Origin of the sequence: Siminovitchia sp. FSL W7-1587 (genome assembly GCF_037963795.1) — a bacterium.
GTDB classification, from domain to species: domain Bacteria; phylum Bacillota; class Bacilli; order Bacillales; family Bacillaceae_C; genus Siminovitchia; species Siminovitchia thermophila.
The window spans coordinates 127,926-149,890 of the sequence record NZ_CP150169.1; the positions used below are offsets into that span (position 1 = coordinate 127,926).

Genomic DNA, 21,965 nt, shown 5'->3' on the forward strand with positions numbered 1-21,965 from the left:
CTATCTCCTTCTCTCATAATCTGCTTATCTCTATTTAATCATTTTATTCCCGGATTTGTCCATCTCCATAAACATAAAACTTGGATGAGGTGAGGGCTTTTAATCCCATGGGACCCCGCGCGTGCAATTTTTGTGTGCTGATGCCAATTTCGGCCCCGTAACCAAATTCAAACCCATCTGTAAAACGGGTAGAAGCGTTGTGGTAAACCGCAGAGGCGTCTACGCTGCTTAAAAATTTCTCGGCATTGGCTTCGTTGTTGGTCACAATTGCTTCGGAGTGTTTTGTTCCGTATGTGTTAATATGGGCAATGGCCTCATCTACGGATTGAACAGTCTTTACACTGACTTGCAGGCCCAAGTATTCTGCTGCCCAGTCTTCTTCAGTGGCGCGTTTCGCACTTGGAAAGCTGGAACACACTTGCTCATCACCATAGATTTCCACTTGTTGTTCAGCAAGTTTTTCCAAAATCCCCTTGCCATTTTGCCGCAACCAATGCTCATGTATCAAAATGGACTCGGCCGCATTACATACTGAAGGCCTTTGTAATTTTGCATTTAAGACAATCTTTTCCGCCATAGTCTTATCAGCATGTTCATCAATATAGATATGACAATTTCCGGCACCTGTTTCAATGACTGGCACGGTAGATTCCCGAATGACTGTTTCAATGAGGTTTTTACCTCCACGGGGAATTAATACATCCAAATATTGGTTCAAACGAAAAAGTTCCCTCGCCGTTTCCCTGCTCGTATCCTCGATCAATTGCACCCCATCTGCCGGAATACTGCTTTTGTCAAGTGCTTGATGAATGATCTTGACGAGTGCCATATTCGAATATTTGGCAGATGAGCTTCCTCTTAAAATCACTGCGTTTCCAGTTTTCAGCGAGAGCGTGGCCGCATCGATGGTCACATTGGGTCTCGCTTCGTACACCATGCCGATCACACCGATGGGAACCCGTTTTTTCTGGATGGACAGACCGTTATCTTTTTGAATCGTCTCCAATGTTTCACCAATCGGATCTTGTAATTCAGTAAGCAACCTTACAGCATGCGCCATATCATTGATTCTTTTTTCATTGAGCATGATTCTGTCCAACACGGCATCGGACAAACCATTTTCTTTTCCCACCTGCAAATCCTTGGCATTTTCCGTCAAAATCAAGGCTTGTTGCGCCAACAACTGTTCTGCGATCAACTCCAAACCTTTGTTTTTCTCTGCCGTTGACAAATTCACCATCTTTAGGCTAGCCGCTTTTGCGGCCTTTCCCTTCCTCTTCACTTCGCCCGCTGTTACCTGTTCCATAATATCCATGTTTTTCATCCCCCTTTAAATTGATTAAACACTGACCCAACGGTTTCTATGAATAACCTCAACGGTCGGTATCAATGTTCTTTTGTTTATATTCGCTCGTTTACTTTGAATAAAATCTCGTAACTCATCCGCGGAACATTCCACCTCGCCCCGGCCAAGCAAGCCGCTGACACCAAATACTTCTACAACATCCCCTTTTTGAAATGTTCCTTTTACTTGATCTACGCCTGCGGGCAATAAACTACTGCCCCTATACAAAATGGCTTCCTCCGCCCCTTCATCAACGTAGATTTTTCCAGAAGTCTCGGAGTGGAGCGCGATCCACTGGCGAATCGCATTAATAGAGCCGAGCGATTCATTTGTAATATAAGTTCCGTCTCCGCATCCCTTTAAAATCTGAAGCAGTTTATCTGTTCCTTCCCCTTTGCCGATAAAAACGGGAACTCCCAAAGATAACGCCGTTTTTGCCGCCAACAGCTTTGATTTCATGCCTCCTGTTCCGACCTTCGAACCCGTTCCGTTCGCCAAGGCAAGCAGTTCATCCGTAATTTCCTCGATTTTGTCAAATCTTTTGGCGTGTGGATTCGTCTGAGGGTTTGAATCATACAGACCGTTGATGTCCGTTAAAATAATCAGCATATCCGCATGAATAAAGCCGCTCACGAGGCTTGAGAGCATGTCATTGTCCCCGAATGTCAATTCATCCACAGCAACCGTATCGTTTTCATTAATAATCGGCAATAAACCGCGATCCAATAATTCTGTAATCGTGGCAAACGCATTTCTAAACCGCGATCTGTCCGCAAAGTCGCTCCTCGTTAAAAGCAGTTGGGCAGGAACAATGTGAAATTCGCTCAATTTTTCTGAATATAATTGGATGAGAAGGCTTTGTCCAACAGCAGCGGCAGCTTGGCGGCCTTTGACCGTAACAGGGCGGGTCGGATATCCCAGCTTTTTAAAACCTGCCGCCACCGCCCCCGAAGAAACCAATATAACCTCATGTTTAGCCTTTTTTAAAGCTGCCAATGCGTACACATGATCCATAAACTTTGTTTGATCTATTTCCCCTTGGTCGTTTGTCAAGGAGCTGCTCCCTATTTTGACGACAATTCTTTTCTTTTTCATGATCCTTCTCCTCGTACATGATCCTTCAGTAAATAAATGGAAAATAAAATAGCCCTTCCATCCTTCCATAAGGACGAAAGAGCTTCTTCCGCGGTACCACCATTATTTGAGCGCCCGCAGGCACTCCTCTTACCCTGATAACGCCAGGACGCGCCCGTGTTTGCACGGGACTCGGGAGGCAGGTTCGGCGGTTTTCTTGTGACGAAATCTTCCAGCTTATAAATTTCGCTCTCTTGCACAGAAAGATCCGCTTACTGATCCTCCGTTAACGTTCATAGTTTGTAACTCATTATGATGATTATCACGAAAAAAGTCAAGGGGCATTAGTTGACGAGAGCGCTTTTTTCCTTCTGTTGATCACTTTTCATATTTTATCCAGCAACTGCTTTAGTCTGGATCTCATATCTTCTGCCAGTTCGGGGATGGAGACCGCTCTTTCCAGTTCAGGCTTGTTAGTACGGTCGAAGAAAAACAAATGGTTTAAGTGAGCAACGGTCATCGCTGATTCCAGACGATCAGCCAATTTCACCGGACTATTTTCCGTAACTGTCCCCTCTTTAAGCACCCTTGCAAAATAACCTGTTTTTCCTGTTTGAATCACTTTATAAAACATGCCATTGACACGGTTAAAAATATCGATTTTGGCACATGGTATGCGGCCATGAGTAATTTGGACAGCCGCTTCGCCAATTTCTATTACATCTCCCACACATGCTTCGGTTTCCGGAAAATGGGCAATCGTGATGTTTTCGCCAAAAGCCGGTATGGAAAGCTCTCTTTCAACCAAATCGTTCCATTCTTCATAGTGTTCATATGGATAAAAACAAACCGCCCGATCATCCCCGCCATGATTCGCTTTATCAGCGACATCATCCCCTTGGAATCCGTTTTTTGCAAGGAAGACGGAGGCGACCGGCTTTTTTCGAATGCCAGACTTCACGACTTGTCCCTTTTGATTACTGACCAACTGGGGCAGGCCTACATTTAACGAATAAATCTTCAATTTAAGCACCTCCCGGTCATTTTTTCGACCAAATCGCAAACTATTATTTGATTATACCTTCTTTGGTGCATGAAGACGACATGTATGCTTCCATAAAACAGAAATAGCCGGCAAAAAACGCCGGCGAACGATCTTATGATCCGGAAATCCGCTTAGACGGACGCTTCCGCCCCCTGTTTCCACTTGTTATACCCGCCTGACAAATTAACGACATCTTTGATCCCTTGCGCTTGCAAAATACTGGCGGCTATTGCCGAACGGAAACCAGAAGCGCAATAAACAACAATCGGCTCCTCTTCCGGAATTTCATTCAGCCGTTTTGGCAATTGTCCCAGTGGAATATGAAGCGCGCCGGATATATGCCCCTGCTCCCACTCTTTTACATTACGAACGTCAAGGAAAGCGTATTTTTTAACATTTGAGCTGTTTTGAATATGATCAAGCTCCACGTTATCGAACGTTTCCAATTCTAAATATTTTCTTAATGCAGTGTGAACATTCATATATCCCGCTATAGAATCGATACCAATTGATGAAAGGACTTGCGCGATTTCCGCGAACTTTCCGTCAGCCGCCAATATATATAGCGGTTTGTCATAATCGATCAGCCAGCCTGCCCAATTGGCAAAACTTTGATTGAATGGGAGGTTGATGGAGCCCGGAACATGCCCGTTGCCAAAATCTTCCGCTGGCCTTGTGTCGACTACCGTTCCTTTTTTCAGCCAACTGTATAAAGAGCCCGCGTCATTGACTTTTACAGGAGAGCAAAGGTGCTTTAATAATGGAGGGCCTGATTGGTTCACTTTTTTCATAATAGAAAAATAAGGTGGTGGTTCGGGCTGACCCGCCATCAAATCCTTGGCAAATATTCGGATATCATCATACTGCAAAGCCCAATTATACATTTTTTCATAGCCGACAGTTGAGCTTGGGATCGCGCCCAAAGCTTTTCCACATGCGCTTCCGGCGCCGTGAGCCGGCCAAACTTGTAAATAGTCCGGCAATGCCTTAAAACGTTCAAGTGAACGAAACATTGCTTTCGCCCCATCTAATGCCGCCCCTTCAACTCCTATCGCCGTTTCCAAAAGATCCGGGCGGCCGACATCCCCGACAAACACGAAATCTCCCGTAAATATACCGACCGGCGCCTCTTTTCCATCAGATGTATCTGTCAATATCAAGGAAATACTTTCAGGTGTATGTCCCGGGGTATGAATGACCATTAATTCCAGACTCCCGATTTGCAGTGTGTCTCCTTCCTTTACTAGCTGATGGCTCACATGTTCGAGGTTTTTGTATTGCCAATACTCGCCACCTTCATCTGATAAATACAATGTCGCGCCATATTGATCAGCCAGCTCACGGGAGCCGGAAACGAAATCGGCATGGATATGTGTCTCGACCGCCGCCGTCAATGTCAAGCGCTGCTGCTCGGCCACTGTGACATACGGATCAATATGCCGCGCCGGGTCAATGACAATCGCCTCCCCTGTTTTTTGACAACCGACCAAATAAGAGGCATGGGCAAGGTATTCATCATAAAAATAGCGCATAAACAAGACCATTACACTTCCTTTCTATTTTCTTCCGCTGGAAGAACATAGATCAATGCTTGCACATAAGCTAAAAGCTTTTGCACTTTCGGCTCCTTCATCCATTTCATGACGGTAAACAGGGTGATTTGCTTTTCGTTGTTTTCGGCCATTTGTTTGACTTGTTCCCAAAGTTGCTTCCCTTCTGCCACTTTGTCAGTGGCATCGGACAAATATTCTTCCATATTCCTTTGTAAATAGCTCAGGGACTGTTCATCTTTTAAAACACTTTCGATAAATCTGATGAAAGTCTCTAGCCGATCCGCCACTTCCACAAGAAATGGCAATTTCTCAAGTAAACGGATCGCGGCTGTAATCGTTCCAATATCGAAATTGGAATGATCCAAGAACAATTTGACTTTGTGTAATGTCTCGTCGTCTTTCAGCAGTGTCTCACCAAAAGAGGCGGCCCGATTCATTTTTTCGATATGATCTGCCAGTTCGGGCAGTTGCTTCAAAATGTTTTGCAACGCCTCTTGCGTGTCGGGATCAATTTGATCCAGCCAATCTTTATTCGAAACGATTGTCTTGGCCATCACGCTTCCCCTTTCTACTTTACAACGTTCCTTTCAGCATCCCATTCCAATACATAATGGGTAAAACGTCCTTTTTTAACATATACATGCTCTTCCGTTCCTTCGCCTGATCTATTGGAAATGATTCAACCGGCTCTTTATCATAATTAAATTCAGCCAGAATCAAAGAGTTATATCCCGTTACCAACGGACAAGAAGTATATCCGTCATATGTGGCGGCAGGCACTTCCCCTTTCATCATTGCAATGATATTCTCCGTGACTACTGGAGCCTGCTTACGAATGGCAGCACCGGTTTTCGAAGTTGGCAAATTGGAACAATCACCGAGAGAAAAAATATTCTCATATTTTGTATGCTGGAGCGTACGCGGGTGTACATCGACCCATCCCGCTTCATCCGCGATGGGACTGTTTCTAATAAAGGAAGGCGACCGCATCGGAGGAGTAACATGCAGCATTTCATAGCGAATAACAGCTTCTTCTTTTGTTTCAATATGTTCAAATACCGCCTCTTTTGCATCAGGGCGTACTTCTGTCAAATTCATCAGGAACCGGGCATCGATTTTTTTCCGATCCAAAACTTTTTCGAGCGCTTTCCGATATTTGACAACATCAAATATGGCCGGGTTGGCTGATGCAAAAATGACATTCGTTTTATGCCTAATACCTGTTTGGGTAAAATAATCTTCCGCCAAGTATGCTATTTTCTGCGGTGCCCCTCCGCATTTAATAGGTGTTGCCGGTTGGGTAAACACGGCATTTCCCCCATTAAAGCCGCGAATCACCTCCCACGTATAATCGGTATACTCGTAGGAATAGTTGGTGCAAACACCGCCTTTGCCAATCGATTCTCGCAATCCTTTAATTCCGCCCCAGTCTATTTCAATGCCAGCTGCCACAACCAAATAATCATAAGAAACTTTGGAGCCATCCGCCAGATCAATGACATTCTCTTCCGGATAAAACGAAACTGCCGCATCTTTCATCAAAACGGCTCCATCCGGAACGAGTTGGCCCATGCTTCTGACCGTATCTTCCTTTTTAGCCGCACCGCCGCCAACCAGTGTCCAAAGCGGCTGATAATAATGCTTGTCAGACGGATCAATCACCGCAATCTCTCCGGACAGGTTTTTCAATTCTTTCAACAGCCTTGCCGCCGTACTAATTCCGGCGGTGCCGCCGCCAATGATGACAACCCGATAATGCTCGCCCACATAGTTCCCCCCCAGGCTTTACTTTGAAAAAAAGCTTTGCAAATGAAATCTTGCCTTTACTAATATAGTGGCTGTTACAGAAATTTATGCCGTCTTTGCGTGAAATCCATTTCGATCAAGAAAAGCGCCAACACCAACCCTTTAACTGCTATATGCCGGGAGAAATTTCATGTTTACTTCATTAAATAACTTTTGTGCCAACATCTGCTACCCACTAAAAATCCGTTGCATGCAATGAATGAATAATATTCAATTATGTTTTTTGATTTCAAGGTGATGAATGCAATTCAATTGCATCATGAAGTATTATGACCTACCATAAATATCAGAAGCCTTTTTATGACCTGGTCATGATGCCGCAACTGCCCACCTTCAACATTATATGAAAATAACTTTTCTGTCTTTCTGTTGTTTTCACTCTATTCAAACACCTTCTGGATTTCACTTTTTTATCATAAAGACGAGATGAATTTGCCACACAATATCCGTTCCAAAAAAGAAAATGAGGGTATGATAAGAATAGAGGTGATGTGTTTTGTATAAAAAACATGAACGTTATTTGATCGGACTTGCATTTGGTGTTGCGATCATCATGCTATTATCACTCCTCGGCCGGATATTTAGTTAAACGAAAAGGGTGAATAGGATTGATCAACGAAGATGCGTTATTTTATAGCCGAGTTTTGACGGAGCTTACTCTATCTTTTCACATTATTTATGCCACTATCGGTGTTGGAGTTCCTTTAATGATTATGATCGCCCAATGGGTCGGGATCAAAAAGAACGATGAGCATTATATTTTGCTCGCAAGAAGATGGACACGCGGTTTCGTTATTACGGTCGCGGTTGGTGTTGTCACCGGGACAGCCATTGGTTTGCAATTATCGCTCCTATGGCCCAACTTTATGGAATTGGCGGGCAACGTAATTGCTTTGCCGTTATTTATGGAAACTTTCGCCTTTTTCTTTGAGGCCATTTTCTTAGGGATCTATTTATATACTTGGGATCGGTTTGAAAACCAGCGCAAGCATTTATTGCTGCTCATTCCGGTTGCCATCGGCGCCTCGTTTTCAGCTGTATTTATCACGATGGTAAACTCATTTATGAATGCGCCGCAAGGGTTTGACATTGTGAATGGAGAGCTTGTAAACATCAATCCAATTCTCGCCATGTTCAACCCGGCCATGCCGACGAAGGTGGCTCACGTTGTCGCAAGCGCCTATATGACCTCCGCGTTTGTATTGGCAGCCATTGCCGCATTCCGATTGATAAAAGGCTCCGATCATATTTATCATAAAAAAGCACTTTATTTAACGATGAAGCTTGGGTTGATTTTTTCGATTGCGACTGCAGTGATCGGAGATTTCTCTGGTAAATATTTGGCGGAATATCAACCGGAAAAATTGGCTGCGGCCGAATGGCATTTTGAAACAGAAGCCGATGCACCCCTTATCTTATATGGGACGCTGGAAAATGGAGAAGTAAAATACGCCATTGAAATTCCAAAGGCACTCAGCATTTTGGCGCATGGAATACCTTCTGCAGAAGTGATAGGTCTGGAGGAATTTCCGGAGGATGAGATCCCTCCATTATATATTCACTATCTCTTTGACATTATGGTAACGATCGGCGTATGGATGATGTTTTTGTCCTTCCTCTATTGGTTGGGCACAAAGAGGTCATGGGCATTCATTCATACAAAGTGGTTCCGCTGGTTGATCGTTCTTGGCGGACCGTTATCGATAATCGCCATCGAAATGGGCTGGTGGCTGGCGGAAGTCGGAAGACAACCGTGGGTTCTCCGGGGTATCATGCGTACGGCCGAAGCAGCCACTTCAAGCGACCAAGTTGATTTAATGCTCATATTATTCGCAGGGCTATACGTGATTCTTGCGATTGGCAGTGTCGTCATTTTAAGCCGGATGTTTAGACGAAACCCGGTCGAACGCGAGTTGGAAGACCGCGAGGCGGAAAAAGGCGGTGTCATTCAATGAATCTTGAAATTATCGGAATCATGGTGCTTTGGACGTTTCTGTTCGGTTATGTCATCGTCGCTTCCATAGACTTCGGTGCGGGCTTTTTCAACGCATACAGTTTATTTACAGGAAAGCAGCATATTTTAACCAACATTATTCAGCGTTATTTGTCTCCCGTTTGGGAAGTGACCAACGTTTTTCTCGTTTTCTTTTTCGTCGGTATCGTTGGGTTTTTTCCCAAGACAGCCTTCTATTATGGAACAACACTGCTTGTCCCGGTGAGCATTTCGATTCTGTTGTTGGCGATCAGGGGCTCGTATTACGCATTTGAAACATACGGTTCGCGAGGACATAAAGGATACTCGTTCATGTATGGATTATCCGGCCTGTTCCTCCCGGCTTCCCTGTCGATCGTGCTCACCATTTCTGAAGGCGGGTTCGTATCCATCGAAAATGGCCAACCTGTACTTGATTACTTGGCTCTTTTCAAGAGTCCGCTCACGTGGAGCATCGTGGTTCTTAGTGTCGTGGCCGTTCTCTATATTTCAGCTGTTTTTCTAACCTGGTACGCGAACAAAGCCAATGACACAAAAGCAACAGAATTGATGCGCAAGTATGCGCTCATCTGGTCTTTGCCTTTAATTATCACGGCCTCCGGAATTATCGTTGAGCTTCGGCGTCATAACATAGAACATTTTGACAGAATGCTCGATGTATGGTGGATGTTTGCCCTTTCTTTCTTGCTGTTTCTAAATACAGTATGGCTCATTTGGAAAAGAAAACATTACGGCAGAGCGTTCTGGCTGCTTGTAGGCCAATTTGCTCTTGCATTTTATGCATATGGCATCTCTCATTATCCGTATTTGCTGTATCCGCATTTAACACTTTATGACAGTTTTACAAATGAAGCCATGGCCATTTCGCTGATCATCGCTTTCATAGCGGGCCTTGGATTATTGATCCCATCCCTGTACCTGCTATTGCGGCTGTTCCTTTTTGATAAAAATTATGTAAAAGGCGATAAGAAAAACAAAGCTTAAACGGGGGTTCTAACATGCAACAATTTTTTATCTTTTATGCTCCATTTATCGTTTTGATTGTTTCTATCATTGCTGCCTTTTGGTCGGCGCCAAAAGATGACGCCGTCAAAAAATAATTGAGGATTCGTAGCCCAAAGACGAAGAGGGATTCGTTCTTTGGGCTCATTTTATTTCCCTTTTCACCTGTCACTTAGCCAACGATTGAATTGGATAAATTCCAGCTTGATTCTGACCCTCCCTCCTTTAGCTGATGAAGCTTTCCCGAATAATTGCCAGCTTCGCCGCTCCGTAAAAAAATGAATTACAACACATACATTCATCCTATTGAAATAAAAAAGCTTGCAGAGCACTTTTTCTACAAGCTGAACAATTTTCACTTTTTTATTTTCTAAATGATCTGATGATAATGGATATCCCATTCACTGCCAACAAGGCAACTAATACTAGCGTAAGCAAAGCGATATCAGCAGCAAATAATGTGATCGAATGCCACGGGGAGCCTGTACTATAAATGAACAATGGAATAATGGCAATGGATAAACCTAACAGGATGACTCCGGAAATACGCCACAACTTTCTTTTGCGAACTGTTCCTGATTTCACCTTGACTAACTGATAAATACACATGGCAAGAAGCAAACATATGATTCCAAGCATGATAAATTGAACAGTAGGTGTGTATTCAGGAACTTCAACAGGTTCTTCTCCATGTAAAATGTTGATGATCCCTTGCTTCAGGTAGATGAGTGCCTCTTCTTCTAAAATATGATTTTTATTCGTAAGAATCGCTCCACCCCAACCGGTTTCTGGCATAAAGAACACCTCAGCATGCGAATCAGGGGTTGAGCCTGAATGCCAGATTATTTCTTCTGTAGAATCTGGGTTTGTAATCCTTATTCCAAGACCATAATACCGATGTTCACCGGTTTGAACATAAGGAGTTGTATAAAGGTCCATCGTCTTCTTGCTTAAAAAAGGACTTTCCTGCTGACGAAGCAACGATATAAAATGGACCATATCTTCCGCACTCGCAGTTATGTATCCATAAGGCGCGCCTCCATTATCATAAGCCACGGCACTCTTTCGGGGAATTCCAAACCATGATTGGTAACCGGCCAAATATCCTTTTTCATACGCCGAACGCTTATCAGCCGCTGCATGCTTCATCCCCAATGGCGAAAAAACTTGCTGTTCCATGTACTCAGAATAAGTTTGATCTGTCACTTCTTCAATGATAGCGGCAAGAATTAAGAAGTTGGCATTGCTATACTGGTGTTTTTCACCGGGTTTGGCGGTTAGCGCAACATTCGACAAACTTTTTGTATTCTCCCGGATCATGCCCATATCTTGAGATTCTTGATCCGATATAGATAGACCTGAATATGTACTCATTCCGCTTGTTTGCGTTAATAAATGTTTAATAGTGATTTGCGAGGCGGCTTGGCGATCTTTTAGTGTAAACCATGGAAGATATTGTTGGACCGGGTCCTCCAAGTTCACAGCACCTTCTTCTATTAATCTCATGATGGCTAGTCCAGTCAATGACTTACTGATTGATCCTATCGTAAAAGGTGTCTTAGTCGTTACTTTTTCCCCCGATTCTCCTGTTATACCCCACGCTTTAGAATAAAAGAGGTTATTTTCATGTACAATAGCAATAGCGGCCCCCGGAATCCGTTGTTCTTCTAAATAGGCTTCTACATAATTGTCTATCTCAACCTGAATATCTCGTTCGGCGGAGACATTCGCGACCGGCAGAAATAACATGAACGGATTTAATAATAAGCATACAAAAACGACTTTCACTTGCAGTATTTTCATGCTTTTTTCACCTGTATCCTTTTATTTTTCGCATAGAAAACACCACAAGCGCGGAAACGAGCAAGGATGCAGATATGCTAATCATCATGAGTAAGACATTCCACCATGAATGTTCCGAAATCCGATAAAAAATATGATAATCAAAGGAGTTATATGTTTTTTGCGGGTTAAAGGCTTCTGTTAAAAACATCGATAGTATAAGCTGAGAGCAGAGATAAGCCAGTATAAAAGCAAAGAGGCCTGTCACCCATAACAATCCTGGCCTGCTTTTGAATTTTTGTATTTGCTTCATTTTAGAATGGAGATCTATGCCATTCACTTCTAAAAAATCCTTGACAAATGTTGTCGGCTCCCCCAAATCTTGGATACTGTCTTGGCCGTGTTCACGCGATTCTTGGATATGCTCCAGAAGCTGCAGTCTAATATTTCTTCTATCCTTTGAATGTATTTGATATTGCTTGAGTTCTGTCATCACTTCATGTAAAAATTGCTTTTCTGCCAAGGTTAAGTGAATGTTCATTCTAAAAGCTCTCCTTTCAACCCTTTTCGCAGTAAGGATTTAATATCCATTTGCAGTTCCAACCATTCAATGATCTTCTTTTGAAGGTACAATTTCCCTTTTTCATTGATTTCATAATAAACTCTCACCTTGCCGCTTTCTGTCATTTCACGATGTGTATGGACCCATTCTTGCTCTTTGAGCTTCGTCAAGATGGGATAAATGCTTCCCACTCCTTTCAATTTCAAATTGTGTTCTTCCAACTTTTTCATTATTTCATACCCATAGCTTTTTTCCTTTGATAAAATCGATAATACACACATTTCTAAATGGCCTTTGATTAAACTTGTCCTATCCATGGGATAAATGTAACAGAAATATATATTTCAATCAAGTATATATTTTTTACAAATATATACTATGCTTTTTTTCCATCAAAAAAAGCGCTCCCCTCAGGAACCGCTTCAAGAAAGACTACATAGCTGCCCCAACCTCTTTAACTTCTTCCGGTATGGTTACGTTATGGACAGTAATTTCTGGCCGGCTTCCAATCCGGATATTCACACCTGTTTGGCCGAGGCCTTCGTTGATATAGAACGGCCGTTCTTTGTAGTGGTGCAACCCTTTGACCATATTCATTTTTACTAATTTTCCCATTTTTACAAGATGGTATGGTTTTGGCCAATGAATTTGCCCGCCGTGGAAATGGCCGGAAAGAAGATAGTCGAAATGATATTCTTCTTTCATCGAAAGGACAACATTCGGGTCATGGGTGAAAACGAGATTATATCCATTTCCCACTCCTTTATAAGACTCTTTTAAGTTGCTGCGCTTGGTGCTGAAGTCATCGATGCCAATAATATTGATCCGTTTGTTTCCGATTTGAATCAGGTCATTTTGATTTTGCAGCGTTTTTAAGCCAAAATCATTCAGTATTTTTTTAAGCTGATGAAAGTATTTGTCTTTTAAGACATAATCATGGTTGCCAAAAACAGCATATGAGCCGTATGAGGGATTTAATTTATTGAGAACTTTCAAGTATGGGATGAGCTTTGGAAGGCTGCGCTTTCGGTCTAAAAAATCACCCGTCACCGCAACGAGGTCAATGTCGAGTTTTTTTACACGATGATATAGCGTGTTTGGGCAAATTGAAATATTTTCAAGATGCAGGTCGGATAAATGCAAGATTTTCAGTGAACTGCCGCCAGCACGATCAGCAGAACGATGATTTATATGAATTTCGTTCATAACGACAGAATGAGTATTTTGATAGCCTTTATAGATGACAATCCCGATGAGGATGGCCATCATGATGGTAACAATGAACATTCATGATCCTCCTCTCACCACTCCATTATAAAGAGAAATGAGAGGAGTTTTAACCTGTAATTTATGGATATTTATTGGGAGCAGACGAAACGAACTGTTTCAACGTCGGATCTTGCAGGAAGCGAAAATGTTTGCTGATAAGTTTCCGTTCCTTTTCCAGTGATCACGATCCAGTCTCCTTTACGGGCATTTTTGACAGCATACTCGATGGCTAACGTTCGATCAGGGATCACAATTCCTTTATTCGCCTCATTTAGCAAGTGAAGCTGACCAACCATTTCCTCATATAAAATGCCGTTTAAGTCGTCTAATGTAAGAATGATAAAATCACTTAATCGCGAAGACATTTTCACCATTTGCTGTCTCTTGCTCTCATCACGGCTTCCCCTAAATCCAAACACATGAATAATTCGTTTTGCGCCATTATAACGTGCGGTGTTCAAACAATGAAAAAAAGCGTCGGCTGTATGGGCATAGTCAATCACAATAATCGCTTCACTTTGATGTAGAAACAGTTCAAGTCTGCCGGGAACTCCTTTGAACGACGCTAAAAAGGAAATGATTTCTTCTTCGTTCAAATCCAGCATTCTTGCCGTCCAAAACGCCATCGCAGCATTGTAAAGATTATGGATGCCCAACACGCCAGGCTTTAACTCCAGTGATTTCTCCTTTGTCTTCATCAAAGCGATGGGACGCTCCTTTTGATTGTTACGGATAATTTGCAACGGATACTCTTCGTCGCCAATGACATGGGTGGCTTGTCCTCTGGATCGCAATTCCTGAACGACCTTTTTTCCCCACTCGTTATAGGCATTCACAATCGCTTTTCCTTTTGGCTTTAACTGTTGAAAAAGTTTGCTTTTCACATGAAAGTACTCATCCATGTCTTTATGATAGTCAAGATGCTCATGATCCAGATTTGTAAATAAACAATAATCAAACTCAATTCCCTCAACCCGGAACTGGGCCATTCCATGTGACGAAACCTCAATAATAATCACATCATCCCGGCTGTCTGAAAGCAGCTTATACAGGTTAAGAGGATCTATCGTTGTCAAGGATGAGGCCCGTTTTTGTCCATTTATCATGTTCTGGACACTGGTAAACATGGAGCAGGAAATACCCGCTTGTTCCAATATATGCTTAATCATAAAACATGTTGTTGTTTTTCCGTTCGTTCCTGTTACACCTATCAACACTTTTTTCTCTAACGGCGGCCGATAATAAGCTTTTGCTAATCTGGCAAGAGCCTTCCGGCTGTTTTCCGCCTTCATATACGGAATTGTCCGGAGTCGGAGATCTTTTTCTCCAATAACTGCCGCCGCACCAGCTTTGACAGCTTCCGGTATAAATTGATGGCCATCATGGCGATAACCACTGATCGCAATAAATAAATCGTTCTGTTGTATGAGCTTTGAATTTGTGGCGATGCCATTTACCTCTATATGATGAAATGGCCTCCATTCATCATGTTCGTCTATCGTTTCCAACAATTGACTTAATTTCATTTTTCGGGACTTCTCCCTTTTCGGCATATTTTTATTGATATTTTTGTACTGAAGGAAGAAAATATGAATGGAAATACAAGGGGGTAAAAAAGAATACGATAAGGGGTGCATATCATTGTTCCGTATCCTGTTTTTGCCTTTATTGAACATTCCTTCGGGTCATCACCATGTTGCCGATGTCATGAAAAGGCAATTGGAGACTTGCGAAACAGAGATACAGTGTGAAAAAGTTGATCTATTGTCATTTAGCTACGGAAAACTTGAAAATCTTGTATCCTCCGCTTATCTGTATTGGATTCATCGCTTTCCAAACCTATACAGCTCCCTTTATAAATTTGCGGCGGTAAAAGAAAGAAAAGCGGAACATCGCTTCTTTGCATATGAGTTGTTCTTTTTAGCAAAAATGAAGCAACTGATTGATGAAGCCAAACCGGATGCCATTATCTGCACCCATGCTTTTCCCTCCTATTTGTTATCCCGCCTTAAACAAATGAGGATATGGGACGGACTGGCCATCAATGTCTATACTGATTATTTTGTCAACAGTTTATGGGGGATGAAATGGATCGATTATCATTTCGCTCCCAGCGTTCATGTAAAAAACCATTTGGCAAGAATGGGAATTAAGGAAAGCCAAATTTATATTACAGGCATTCCGATCGATCCCGTGTTCCAGACTCAACGGGAGAACCGGGACAAAAAAGAAAAGCTTACTGTTTTAGTATCTGGAGGAAATATGGGGGCAGGTTCCATACGCCGGTTTATTTTCATGTTGCAGCCATCGGGCAATATTCAATATAAAGTTCTTTGCGGAACGAATGAAAAGCTTTTCCAATATGTTAAGCAACACAACGACCCATACATTGAACCCTTGACTTATATTACATCAAAAGAAGAGATGAACCGGCTGTATGAAGAAGCCGACGCTATTATAACGAAGCCGGGAGGTGTAACAATCAGCGAGTGCATCGCAAAAGATTTGCCCATTTTTGTATATGATGCCCTGCCCGGCCAAGAAGAACAAAATTTGCGTTTTTTAAAAGAGGAATGCTTAGTACAAGAATTAAGCAATTGGGACAGAGGCATCAATCCCGAAAAAGAAATGTTAAGGGTATTAAAAAGCGATATAAAGGATCATCAGTCAAAAAAAGAGCAGTACAAACAGCAAATCGAGCTTACCGATCCACACTCCTTTATTATCCATCATTTAAAGAAGCTGAAAAGAGCCTGAGCCTCATGGACCCAGACTCCCTCTACACTTGTTCATGAAAGCGGGATCTCGCAAACGAAGCAACATCTTCAGGCACTTTATATGTAAGCGGCTCCTGATGAAGCGCCTGGAAAAAGTTGATATCGCTTGTATGTAATGCGCCAATCGTTAACCGGGGAATAAGCCTGGCGTGGATCGGGCTTTTTCCCTTGGGATCAGCCGATAAAATAAAGTTGAAGCTCGAAAAGCCCTGTTCCCGCATAGCAGAAAAAATGGCCTGCAGTCCGGCTGCAAAATGATCCCAGTCAGCTTCTGTAATCGAATCAAAAGTGTGGCACCCCTTAAAAAGAGCCACGTAATCATGATGGCTTTTGGGAGCAAAGGCATGCATCCAGGCAACATTTCCTTTTTCCCCAATCCACCGTTCTCCTATCGTCTTTTCCGCATCATAAAGCGCTGTAAAAAATTCCTTTCCTGTTTCTTTTTCAAATGAATCGGCTTTGCTTCCTGTCAATGCTTGGTAATTTGTCCCGGTCTCTGAAATAATGACATGCAGATGAGGATGGATGATGCTGCCGCCTGATGTCGGAAGATAGTTCCAATTAATGGAAGCATATGTTGCTGTTGGATCGAAGGCTGCGGCTCTTTGTATGTATGTCTGCGCGGCCATGAAGGCATCCTTTATCAATTGGCGTGTAAATTCTTCTAAACGCACATAATGTTGGCGCGACATGACTACAACACCATTATGTTTGCTATACGGAAACAGGTTGGGAAATAAAGTCGCTTCACCTTTTACGATCCGCCCGGTTTCTGTCATTTCTTTTGAAAAGACAGGTGTCATTTTCATAATGTTTTCCGGGCAAAAAGGACATTTGGCACCTTCTGTTTGTTCGGCCGCCTTCTGATAATCAGCCGGGGTAATGTGTAAGCCGGGATCAAAAACAAGCCGGGATGATTCCCCTGTCAACGGATCGAAACGCACCTCCGTTTTGCGCTCAATTGTGTTTCCTTCACCATCATAAAACGTAAATATTTCGGGTTCCATTCTAAACGTAATCGCCACAAAAATTCCTCCTCTCCCTTTTAATATATCATGTTACAATTAAAAAGTCTGTAAATTCAATCTAATAAAAAACCCGCACTTCCTGCGGGTTTGCAAACAATTCAAAAGGTGCTGTAAATATTCGGACATTCTTCTCCCGTCGGCTCATAAAAACAGTGTGATTTATACCGAGCGACAAGCGGCTGGCCATACCATTGAGCGGGACAGTCTCCTTCCGGGCGGAAATACCATAAGCTGTATTTGGCGGGCCATTGTCTCTCCCCCCGGATCGCTCTTCTCGCCAACCTTCTTTCACTTTCCCTTGCCCTTTGGTAAAAATAACCATGTATTACCGCTTCAAACGCATGGGGCTGGTAGATCATTTGCGGAACTGTTCTAATTCCAACAAAATCAGAGCAATTTGCCCGGATTCTGTTCACTCCAACCGCTCCTACATGCAACATGCCTTGGATTCCTTCACCCTCTGCTTCAGCCCTTAAAAGTCTTGCCAGCAAATCGATATCAGACTCCCTGGCTTTTACGACCGCCATGCCATCACCTCCGAATTCACTTTGCGATCCATGAATAGTATATTGACACGCGCCCGGTTTGTTGAATGGTGAAACAGGCTGTTCTTCCTCATGACAGAAAGCATAAAAAACGAGGGACGGTATATTCATCCCCCAACAAATTAAAGCGAAGTCGGATACTCAACTTTGATTTTTCGATCCTGTTCATAAGGAGTTTCTTGGTAAACGTAATAATTTAACCAGTTAGAAAACAGCAAGTGGCTATGGGATCTCCACGTGTTGACAGGTTCTTCGTTTGCATTATTATTTGGAAAATAATTTTCTGGAACGCGAATATCCAGTCCTTTTTTGATGTCACGTTCATATTCGGTTGCCAGTGTGTCTGTATCATATTCAAGATGCCCGGTAATCATAATATGCTTTTCATCCTTCGATATGATTAAAAACGGCCCCGCCTCTCCATCCGAAAGCAAAATCAGTTCGGGATGGTCATGAATTTCTTTGCGGCTGATGCTTGTATAACGCGAATGAGGAGCCAAAAATATATCATCAAAACCTCTGACAAGCTTTATTTTATGATCAGACACCTTATGTTTGTATACACCGGAACACTTGCTCGGCAATTCGAATTTTCCGATTCCGTAATGGTAAAAAAGCGCGGCTTGTGCTCCCCAACAAATGTGCATGACAGATGTTACATGTTCCTTGGACCACTCCATAATCGCTTTTAATTCTTCCCAATAATTCACCTTTTCAAATGGCAGATGCTCAATAGGCGCCCCCGTAATGATCAATCCATCGAAATAGTATTTTTCAACATCGGAAAACGTTTGATAAAACTGTTCCAAGTGCGATTTGCTCACATTTTTAGACTGGTGGGTTTCCATGCGTAAAAAAGTAATATTCACTTGGAGCGGCGTATTGCCCAAAAGCCTTAGCAATTGAACTTCTGTTTTTTCTTTTTCGGGCATCAAATTTAAAATAAGTATATTAAGAGGACGGATATCTTGCGTACTGGCCCTTTCCTCATCCATCACAAATATTTTTTCTTTGTCAAGAATTTCCCGCGCCGGCATTTCCTTCGGAATATTAATTGGCAATCAAAACCCCTCCTGCTTTCACAAGCTAATAAAACTTATTATAAAGCTGAATGAAAATTTCAGCAACGGTTATTCCATTTTAAGTTAAGAATTTTCATTTCTGTTTAACATTTGGAAAAGCTACTAGACGAAAAGCGGCACGTTTTGAGATTGAATGGTTCATTTCAAAGGACGAAGCTTATTTTGATCACCACACTTCAGTCTATGTATTAAAGAGGAAGGAACCAGACATAAAAGGATTTAAAAAGATTAACAAGCTACATATAGAGCTGTTTCGTGCACGGACATTCATCAGGGGTTCACAAAAGGCTGGGTCACAACTAAATCAGCTGATGAAAAAACGAACAATAAAGTGAAACTCCATTCAGTAGGAGTTTTCTTCCATCTCCTACTGGATGTTAGTTGAACCAATCGGGCATTTAGGTGCCGTTTTCTTCCACTTAGACCTTTTGTATTCACTCAAGATTTTGAAGTGGGAGTCTTACGGCACCTTACATGCCGGATAAATTGTCCAGTGTATAATACGCAACGTTTTAGCGTAGTCAAAATAGGTAGACTCCTGCGGGAATAGCTCGAGCTGAAGATCCCGCAGGAAAGCGACTTTTGCTTTCCAAGGAAGCTGAAGAAACCTGCGGAAAGCGAACTATGTTGACGTAGCGATGATAGGGATTTTTTTGAAAGCTGATTCATATTCGTAAAAATCGCGAAAATAAAACCGCGTGAAATCAAGGGGTAACCACCCCGTTTTTAAACTTGATTCCATGCGGTTTATTTCATTTTACAGGGTTTTGTCCCGACCCCTTTTGCTGTTCCGTATTTGCTTATTTCCCAGCACCGTTTGGCAAAATTGATTCGTCAGTTCAAGCAAAACACTCTTGAAGTCGGTTAAATCTGCTCATCAATCCAAGCTACAGGTGGATAACCTATGCACTAGGAACTGACATATTTAGGCATCGATCAAAACTGCACGGTTACCTTCATTCCGTAATTCCCAAGCAATTCTTGCACTTTCTTCTAATTCTTCCAAGCAATAAAACGCGGTCATTAAATCTTTTCCGCCTACAACGGGGCCGTGATTTTGTAAAATATAGCCATCACTATCATGAACCCGATCTCTAAAATGACGAAACAGTGTTTCGGAGCCGGGCTTCCCATATGGAATTAATCCAATTGTTCCGATCATCATTTTTAAATAAGGAGTGTATGATGGCATAATATCTTTTTCATTTTCATGCTTTAAACAAGACCAAAGAGTTGAGTAAATACTATGGGTATGAATGACCGCTTTAGTGGCGGAATCTTTCTCGTAAAGCGTTCGATGAAGAGGAAGCTCCTTACTTGGCTTTACTCCCGCAACATGCTCCCCTTCCATAGTCAATATCGCAAAATCTGATTCATTCAAGTTGCCAAAGCATGTTCCACTTCCCGTAATATACATCTTATGATCGTGTAAAAAACTCATATTCGCGGAAGACCCTGTTGCTTTTCCCCGGTCAAACAGAACTTTTCCAATCCAAATGGCTTCCTCATATTTTGATTGCAAATCAGCCATTTATATCACCTCTTGTCATTTCCACCGCTTTAATGAAAAAGTCCTTATCACCAAAATTGCCAGATTTTAATACAAGACGTACTTTTTTATTTTCAACCGGCACCATAATCGGTACGCCGGGAGCAATACTATCTCCTACATAGTAAGCATTATATCCCAAGATCCTGGTTACTGCGCCGGACGTTTCTCCCCCTGCGACAATAACTCGGAAAAAGCCGTTTTCGACCGCTTTTTTTGCTATGTACGCCGTAGTGCTTTCCAATATGGCAGATATCTTTTCCATCCCGGCTTCTTGCGCTTCCTTCACTTTTTCAGGGCGATCAGAACTATAGATTAATATTTTTTCTTCTTGTAAGCTTTGAATTTCTTTCCATAAATCCTCTTTTGATAGTGTGCCGGAAAGCAATTGTAACGGTTCAATTTTGATTGCTTTGCCTCCAGAATTTATAAATTCTTCGATTTGCCGCAACGTTGCCGCGGAACAGCTTCCAGCCAAAATAATCGCTTTTCCGGAAGTCCCGCTTGTAATAATGTTCGTTTGATCGTTATCTTTTTTATATTTTTTTCCTAGCTCGCCCATCAAGCCGGACCCGCCAGTTAAGAACGGCAAATCTCCAAAAAGCTCTACGATTTTTTGCGCATGCTTTTCTTCCATATAATCAGGGATAACATAAAAATGTTTCTTATCCTTGCCGAATTCATCCATCATTTCCATAATTTCTTCTTTAGAACGCTCAAGACTTTCATAATTGAGCTTAATACTCGGATACTTGCCTTGTGGTTCCAGTAGACGGGCAAGATCTGAATCCCACATTGGTGTTAATGGATGATGTTTCATATGAGTCTCATGTAAAGGGACACCATTCACAATTAATTGCCCGTTTTTAACGATTCTCCCATTGATAGGAAGCGCCGGAGCAATAATCGTATATTTGATTCCATACGTTTCTAATACTTCGTCTATGATTGGCCCGATATTGCCTTCCTTTGTGGAATCAAATGTGGAGCAGTATTTAGCATAAAGCTGTTCTGCGCCATGATCCCGAAGCCATTGAAAAGCTTTCATGGATTCATCGACTGCTTTTTGCTTCTCAGCTGTCCTTGTTTTCAGCGCAATAACAACAGCTACATTGTCTTCCATTTTCTGCTCATGCAGTTCGGGAATCCCATTATACAAAAATGTTTTAATCCCTTGTTTCACCAAGAAAGAGGCTGCATCACTCCCCCCTGAAAAATCATCTGCTACAATTCCTAAAATGATCTTCCCCATAATACATTCCCTTCTTCACTTGATTTTGTTCATCATATTAACTGCCAGTAAGCAACCCCCGCCTAAAGAAGTCGAGAAAAAACACTCATGCAAGTAAGGGGGCAACTGCCGGTAAAAGTTCGATTGATTCGAGGCAAAAGAACAAGAAAAGCTTCGATAGTATCGTGATCGCACGAAAAAAAGCATAAGTTTTTTCGAAGAAGCCGGTCACAAAGAGGTCCAGTACGAGCGCAAGCGAAGCGAGTGGATGTCGCTGCCTAAGCTGCCAACAGGACGTTTGCGATCATAGTCTTAGCTCCCC

The 21,965-nt window shown here is 42.4% G+C and carries 19 protein-coding genes; 3 read left to right on the forward strand and 16 right to left on the reverse strand.

What is annotated here, in order from left to right; all coding sequences use genetic code 11:
* Nucleotides 1-43: 43 nt before the first annotated feature.
* The 6 genes from NST31_RS00620 to NST31_RS00645 all read right to left on the reverse strand — a co-directional run bounded on the left by NST31_RS00620 (nucleotide 44) and on the right by NST31_RS00645 (nucleotide 6,784).
* Nucleotides 44-1,315: a glutamate-5-semialdehyde dehydrogenase gene (locus tag NST31_RS00620; protein ID WP_339163327.1), complete on the reverse strand. Its 1,272-nt coding sequence runs from the start codon at nucleotides 1,313-1,315 to the stop codon at nucleotides 44-46.
* 24 nt (nucleotides 1,316-1,339) lie between these two features.
* Complete coding sequence (gene proB, locus NST31_RS00625; RefSeq protein WP_339163329.1) at nucleotides 1,340-2,440, reverse strand: glutamate 5-kinase; 1,101 nt, start codon at nucleotides 2,438-2,440, stop codon at nucleotides 1,340-1,342.
* A 364-nt stretch (nucleotides 2,441-2,804) separates the two neighbouring features.
* Nucleotides 2,805-3,443, reverse strand: coding sequence for an MOSC domain-containing protein (locus NST31_RS00630; RefSeq protein ID WP_171974008.1), 639 nt, complete (start codon nucleotides 3,441-3,443; stop codon nucleotides 2,805-2,807).
* Between the two features lie 152 nt (nucleotides 3,444-3,595).
* Nucleotides 3,596-5,008, reverse strand: a complete 1,413-nt coding sequence (locus NST31_RS00635; protein WP_339163332.1) for an MBL fold metallo-hydrolase — start codon at nucleotides 5,006-5,008, stop codon at nucleotides 3,596-3,598.
* Entirely contained in the window at nucleotides 5,008-5,571 is a 564-nt protein-coding gene (locus tag NST31_RS00640; protein ID WP_339163333.1) for a hypothetical protein, read from the reverse strand. Before NST31_RS00640 ends, NST31_RS00635 begins: the two co-directional genes overlap by 1 nt.
* Before the next feature lie 19 nt (nucleotides 5,572-5,590).
* Nucleotides 5,591-6,784, reverse strand: a complete 1,194-nt coding sequence (locus NST31_RS00645; protein ID WP_339163335.1) for an FAD/NAD(P)-binding oxidoreductase — start codon at nucleotides 6,782-6,784, stop codon at nucleotides 5,591-5,593.
* 647 nt (nucleotides 6,785-7,431) lie between these two features.
* On the opposite strand from NST31_RS00645, the gene NST31_RS00650 reads away from it, so the two are divergent.
* Both NST31_RS00650 and NST31_RS00655 read left to right on the forward strand, forming a co-directional pair.
* Nucleotides 7,432-8,778 (forward strand): cytochrome ubiquinol oxidase subunit I, encoded by a 1,347-nt coding sequence (locus tag NST31_RS00650; protein ID WP_339163336.1) that lies wholly within the window; start codon nucleotides 7,432-7,434, stop codon nucleotides 8,776-8,778.
* Nucleotides 8,775-9,800: a cytochrome d ubiquinol oxidase subunit II gene (locus NST31_RS00655; RefSeq protein ID WP_339163338.1), complete on the forward strand. Its 1,026-nt coding sequence runs from the start codon at nucleotides 8,775-8,777 to the stop codon at nucleotides 9,798-9,800. The genes NST31_RS00650 and NST31_RS00655 overlap by 4 nt, the downstream gene beginning before the upstream one ends.
* 381 nt (nucleotides 9,801-10,181) lie before the next feature.
* On the opposite strand, the gene NST31_RS00660 is transcribed toward NST31_RS00655, so the two are convergent.
* From NST31_RS00660 to NST31_RS00680, 5 genes are all read right to left on the reverse strand, one after another.
* Nucleotides 10,182-11,621: a serine hydrolase domain-containing protein gene (locus NST31_RS00660; protein WP_339163341.1), complete on the reverse strand. Its 1,440-nt coding sequence runs from the start codon at nucleotides 11,619-11,621 to the stop codon at nucleotides 10,182-10,184.
* A gap of 7 nt (nucleotides 11,622-11,628) precedes the next feature.
* Nucleotides 11,629-12,141: a hypothetical protein gene (locus tag NST31_RS00665; protein ID WP_339163342.1), complete on the reverse strand. Its 513-nt coding sequence runs from the start codon at nucleotides 12,139-12,141 to the stop codon at nucleotides 11,629-11,631.
* The gene (locus tag NST31_RS00670; RefSeq protein WP_077113493.1) at nucleotides 12,138-12,479 is read right to left on the reverse strand and encodes a PadR family transcriptional regulator; all 342 of its coding nucleotides are present in this window, start codon (nucleotides 12,477-12,479) and stop codon (nucleotides 12,138-12,140) included. Before NST31_RS00670 ends, NST31_RS00665 begins: the two co-directional genes overlap by 4 nt.
* Nucleotides 12,480-12,594: 115 nt before the next feature.
* Nucleotides 12,595-13,449 (reverse strand): metallophosphoesterase, encoded by an 855-nt coding sequence (locus NST31_RS00675; protein ID WP_339163344.1) that lies wholly within the window; start codon nucleotides 13,447-13,449, stop codon nucleotides 12,595-12,597.
* 71 nt (nucleotides 13,450-13,520) lie between these two features.
* Nucleotides 13,521-14,957: a UDP-N-acetylmuramoyl-L-alanyl-D-glutamate--2,6-diaminopimelate ligase gene (locus NST31_RS00680; protein WP_339163345.1), complete on the reverse strand. Its 1,437-nt coding sequence runs from the start codon at nucleotides 14,955-14,957 to the stop codon at nucleotides 13,521-13,523.
* A 67-nt stretch (nucleotides 14,958-15,024) separates the two neighbouring features.
* Between NST31_RS00680 and NST31_RS00685 the strand changes: the two genes are divergently transcribed.
* Nucleotides 15,025-16,188, forward strand: coding sequence for a glycosyltransferase (locus NST31_RS00685; protein ID WP_077113496.1), 1,164 nt, complete (start codon nucleotides 15,025-15,027; stop codon nucleotides 16,186-16,188).
* A 22-nt stretch (nucleotides 16,189-16,210) separates the two neighbouring features.
* Here NST31_RS00685 and NST31_RS00690 read toward each other — a convergent pair whose 3' ends face one another.
* The 5 genes from NST31_RS00690 to otnK all read right to left on the reverse strand — a co-directional run bounded on the left by NST31_RS00690 (nucleotide 16,211) and on the right by otnK (nucleotide 21,664).
* On the reverse strand, nucleotides 16,211-17,233 hold the full coding sequence (locus tag NST31_RS00690) for a hypothetical protein (protein WP_339163347.1): 1,023 nt from the start codon (nucleotides 17,231-17,233) through the stop codon (nucleotides 16,211-16,213).
* Nucleotides 17,234-17,334: 101 nt separating this feature from the next.
* Nucleotides 17,335-17,763: a cell wall hydrolase gene (locus NST31_RS00695; RefSeq protein ID WP_077113498.1), complete on the reverse strand. Its 429-nt coding sequence runs from the start codon at nucleotides 17,761-17,763 to the stop codon at nucleotides 17,335-17,337.
* Between the two features lie 140 nt (nucleotides 17,764-17,903).
* The gene (gene metA / locus NST31_RS00700) at nucleotides 17,904-18,842 is read right to left on the reverse strand and encodes a homoserine O-succinyltransferase (RefSeq protein WP_077113499.1); all 939 of its coding nucleotides are present in this window, start codon (nucleotides 18,840-18,842) and stop codon (nucleotides 17,904-17,906) included.
* A 946-nt stretch (nucleotides 18,843-19,788) separates the two neighbouring features.
* Nucleotides 19,789-20,394: a class II aldolase/adducin family protein gene (locus NST31_RS00705; RefSeq protein ID WP_077113050.1), complete on the reverse strand. Its 606-nt coding sequence runs from the start codon at nucleotides 20,392-20,394 to the stop codon at nucleotides 19,789-19,791.
* Nucleotides 20,387-21,664 carry a 3-oxo-tetronate kinase gene (gene otnK, locus NST31_RS00710; protein ID WP_077113049.1) on the reverse strand — a complete coding sequence of 426 codons (1,278 nt, stop codon included), beginning with the start codon at nucleotides 21,662-21,664 and terminating at the stop codon, nucleotides 20,387-20,389. Before otnK ends, NST31_RS00705 begins: the two co-directional genes overlap by 8 nt.
* Nucleotides 21,665-21,965 lie beyond the last annotated feature (301 nt).

Excerpts from the sequence above, each read along its gene's own strand:
- NST31_RS00620 (WP_339163327.1), bottom strand. The coding sequence starts at position 1,315 with ATGGATATTATGGAACAGGTAACAGCGGGCGAAGTGAAGAGGAAGGGA.
- proB (WP_339163329.1), bottom strand. The coding sequence starts at position 2,440 with ATGAAAAAGAAAAGAATTGTCGTCAAAATAGGGAGCAGCTCCTTGACA.
- NST31_RS00635 (WP_339163332.1), bottom strand. The coding sequence starts at position 5,008 with ATGGTCTTGTTTATGCGCTATTTTTATGATGAATACCTTGCCCATGCC.
- NST31_RS00640 (WP_339163333.1), bottom strand. The coding sequence starts at position 5,571 with ATGGCCAAGACAATCGTTTCGAATAAAGATTGGCTGGATCAAATTGAT.
- NST31_RS00655 (WP_339163338.1), top strand. The coding sequence starts at position 8,775 with ATGAATCTTGAAATTATCGGAATCATGGTGCTTTGGACGTTTCTGTTC.
- NST31_RS00660 (WP_339163341.1), bottom strand. The coding sequence starts at position 11,621 with ATGAAAATACTGCAAGTGAAAGTCGTTTTTGTATGCTTATTATTAAAT.
- NST31_RS00665 (WP_339163342.1), bottom strand. The coding sequence starts at position 12,141 with ATGAACATTCACTTAACCTTGGCAGAAAAGCAATTTTTACATGAAGTG.
- NST31_RS00670 (WP_077113493.1), bottom strand. The coding sequence starts at position 12,479 with ATGGATAGGACAAGTTTAATCAAAGGCCATTTAGAAATGTGTGTATTA.
- NST31_RS00675 (WP_339163344.1), bottom strand. The coding sequence starts at position 13,449 with ATGTTCATTGTTACCATCATGATGGCCATCCTCATCGGGATTGTCATC.
- NST31_RS00680 (WP_339163345.1), bottom strand. The coding sequence starts at position 14,957 with ATGAAATTAAGTCAATTGTTGGAAACGATAGACGAACATGATGAATGG.
- NST31_RS00685 (WP_077113496.1), top strand. The coding sequence starts at position 15,025 with ATGGAAATACAAGGGGGTAAAAAAGAATACGATAAGGGGTGCATATCA.
- NST31_RS00695 (WP_077113498.1), bottom strand. The coding sequence starts at position 17,763 with ATGGCGGTCGTAAAAGCCAGGGAGTCTGATATCGATTTGCTGGCAAGA.
- NST31_RS00705 (WP_077113050.1), bottom strand. The coding sequence starts at position 20,394 with ATGGCTGATTTGCAATCAAAATATGAGGAAGCCATTTGGATTGGAAAA.
- otnK (WP_077113049.1), bottom strand. The coding sequence starts at position 21,664 with ATGGGGAAGATCATTTTAGGAATTGTAGCAGATGATTTTTCAGGGGGG.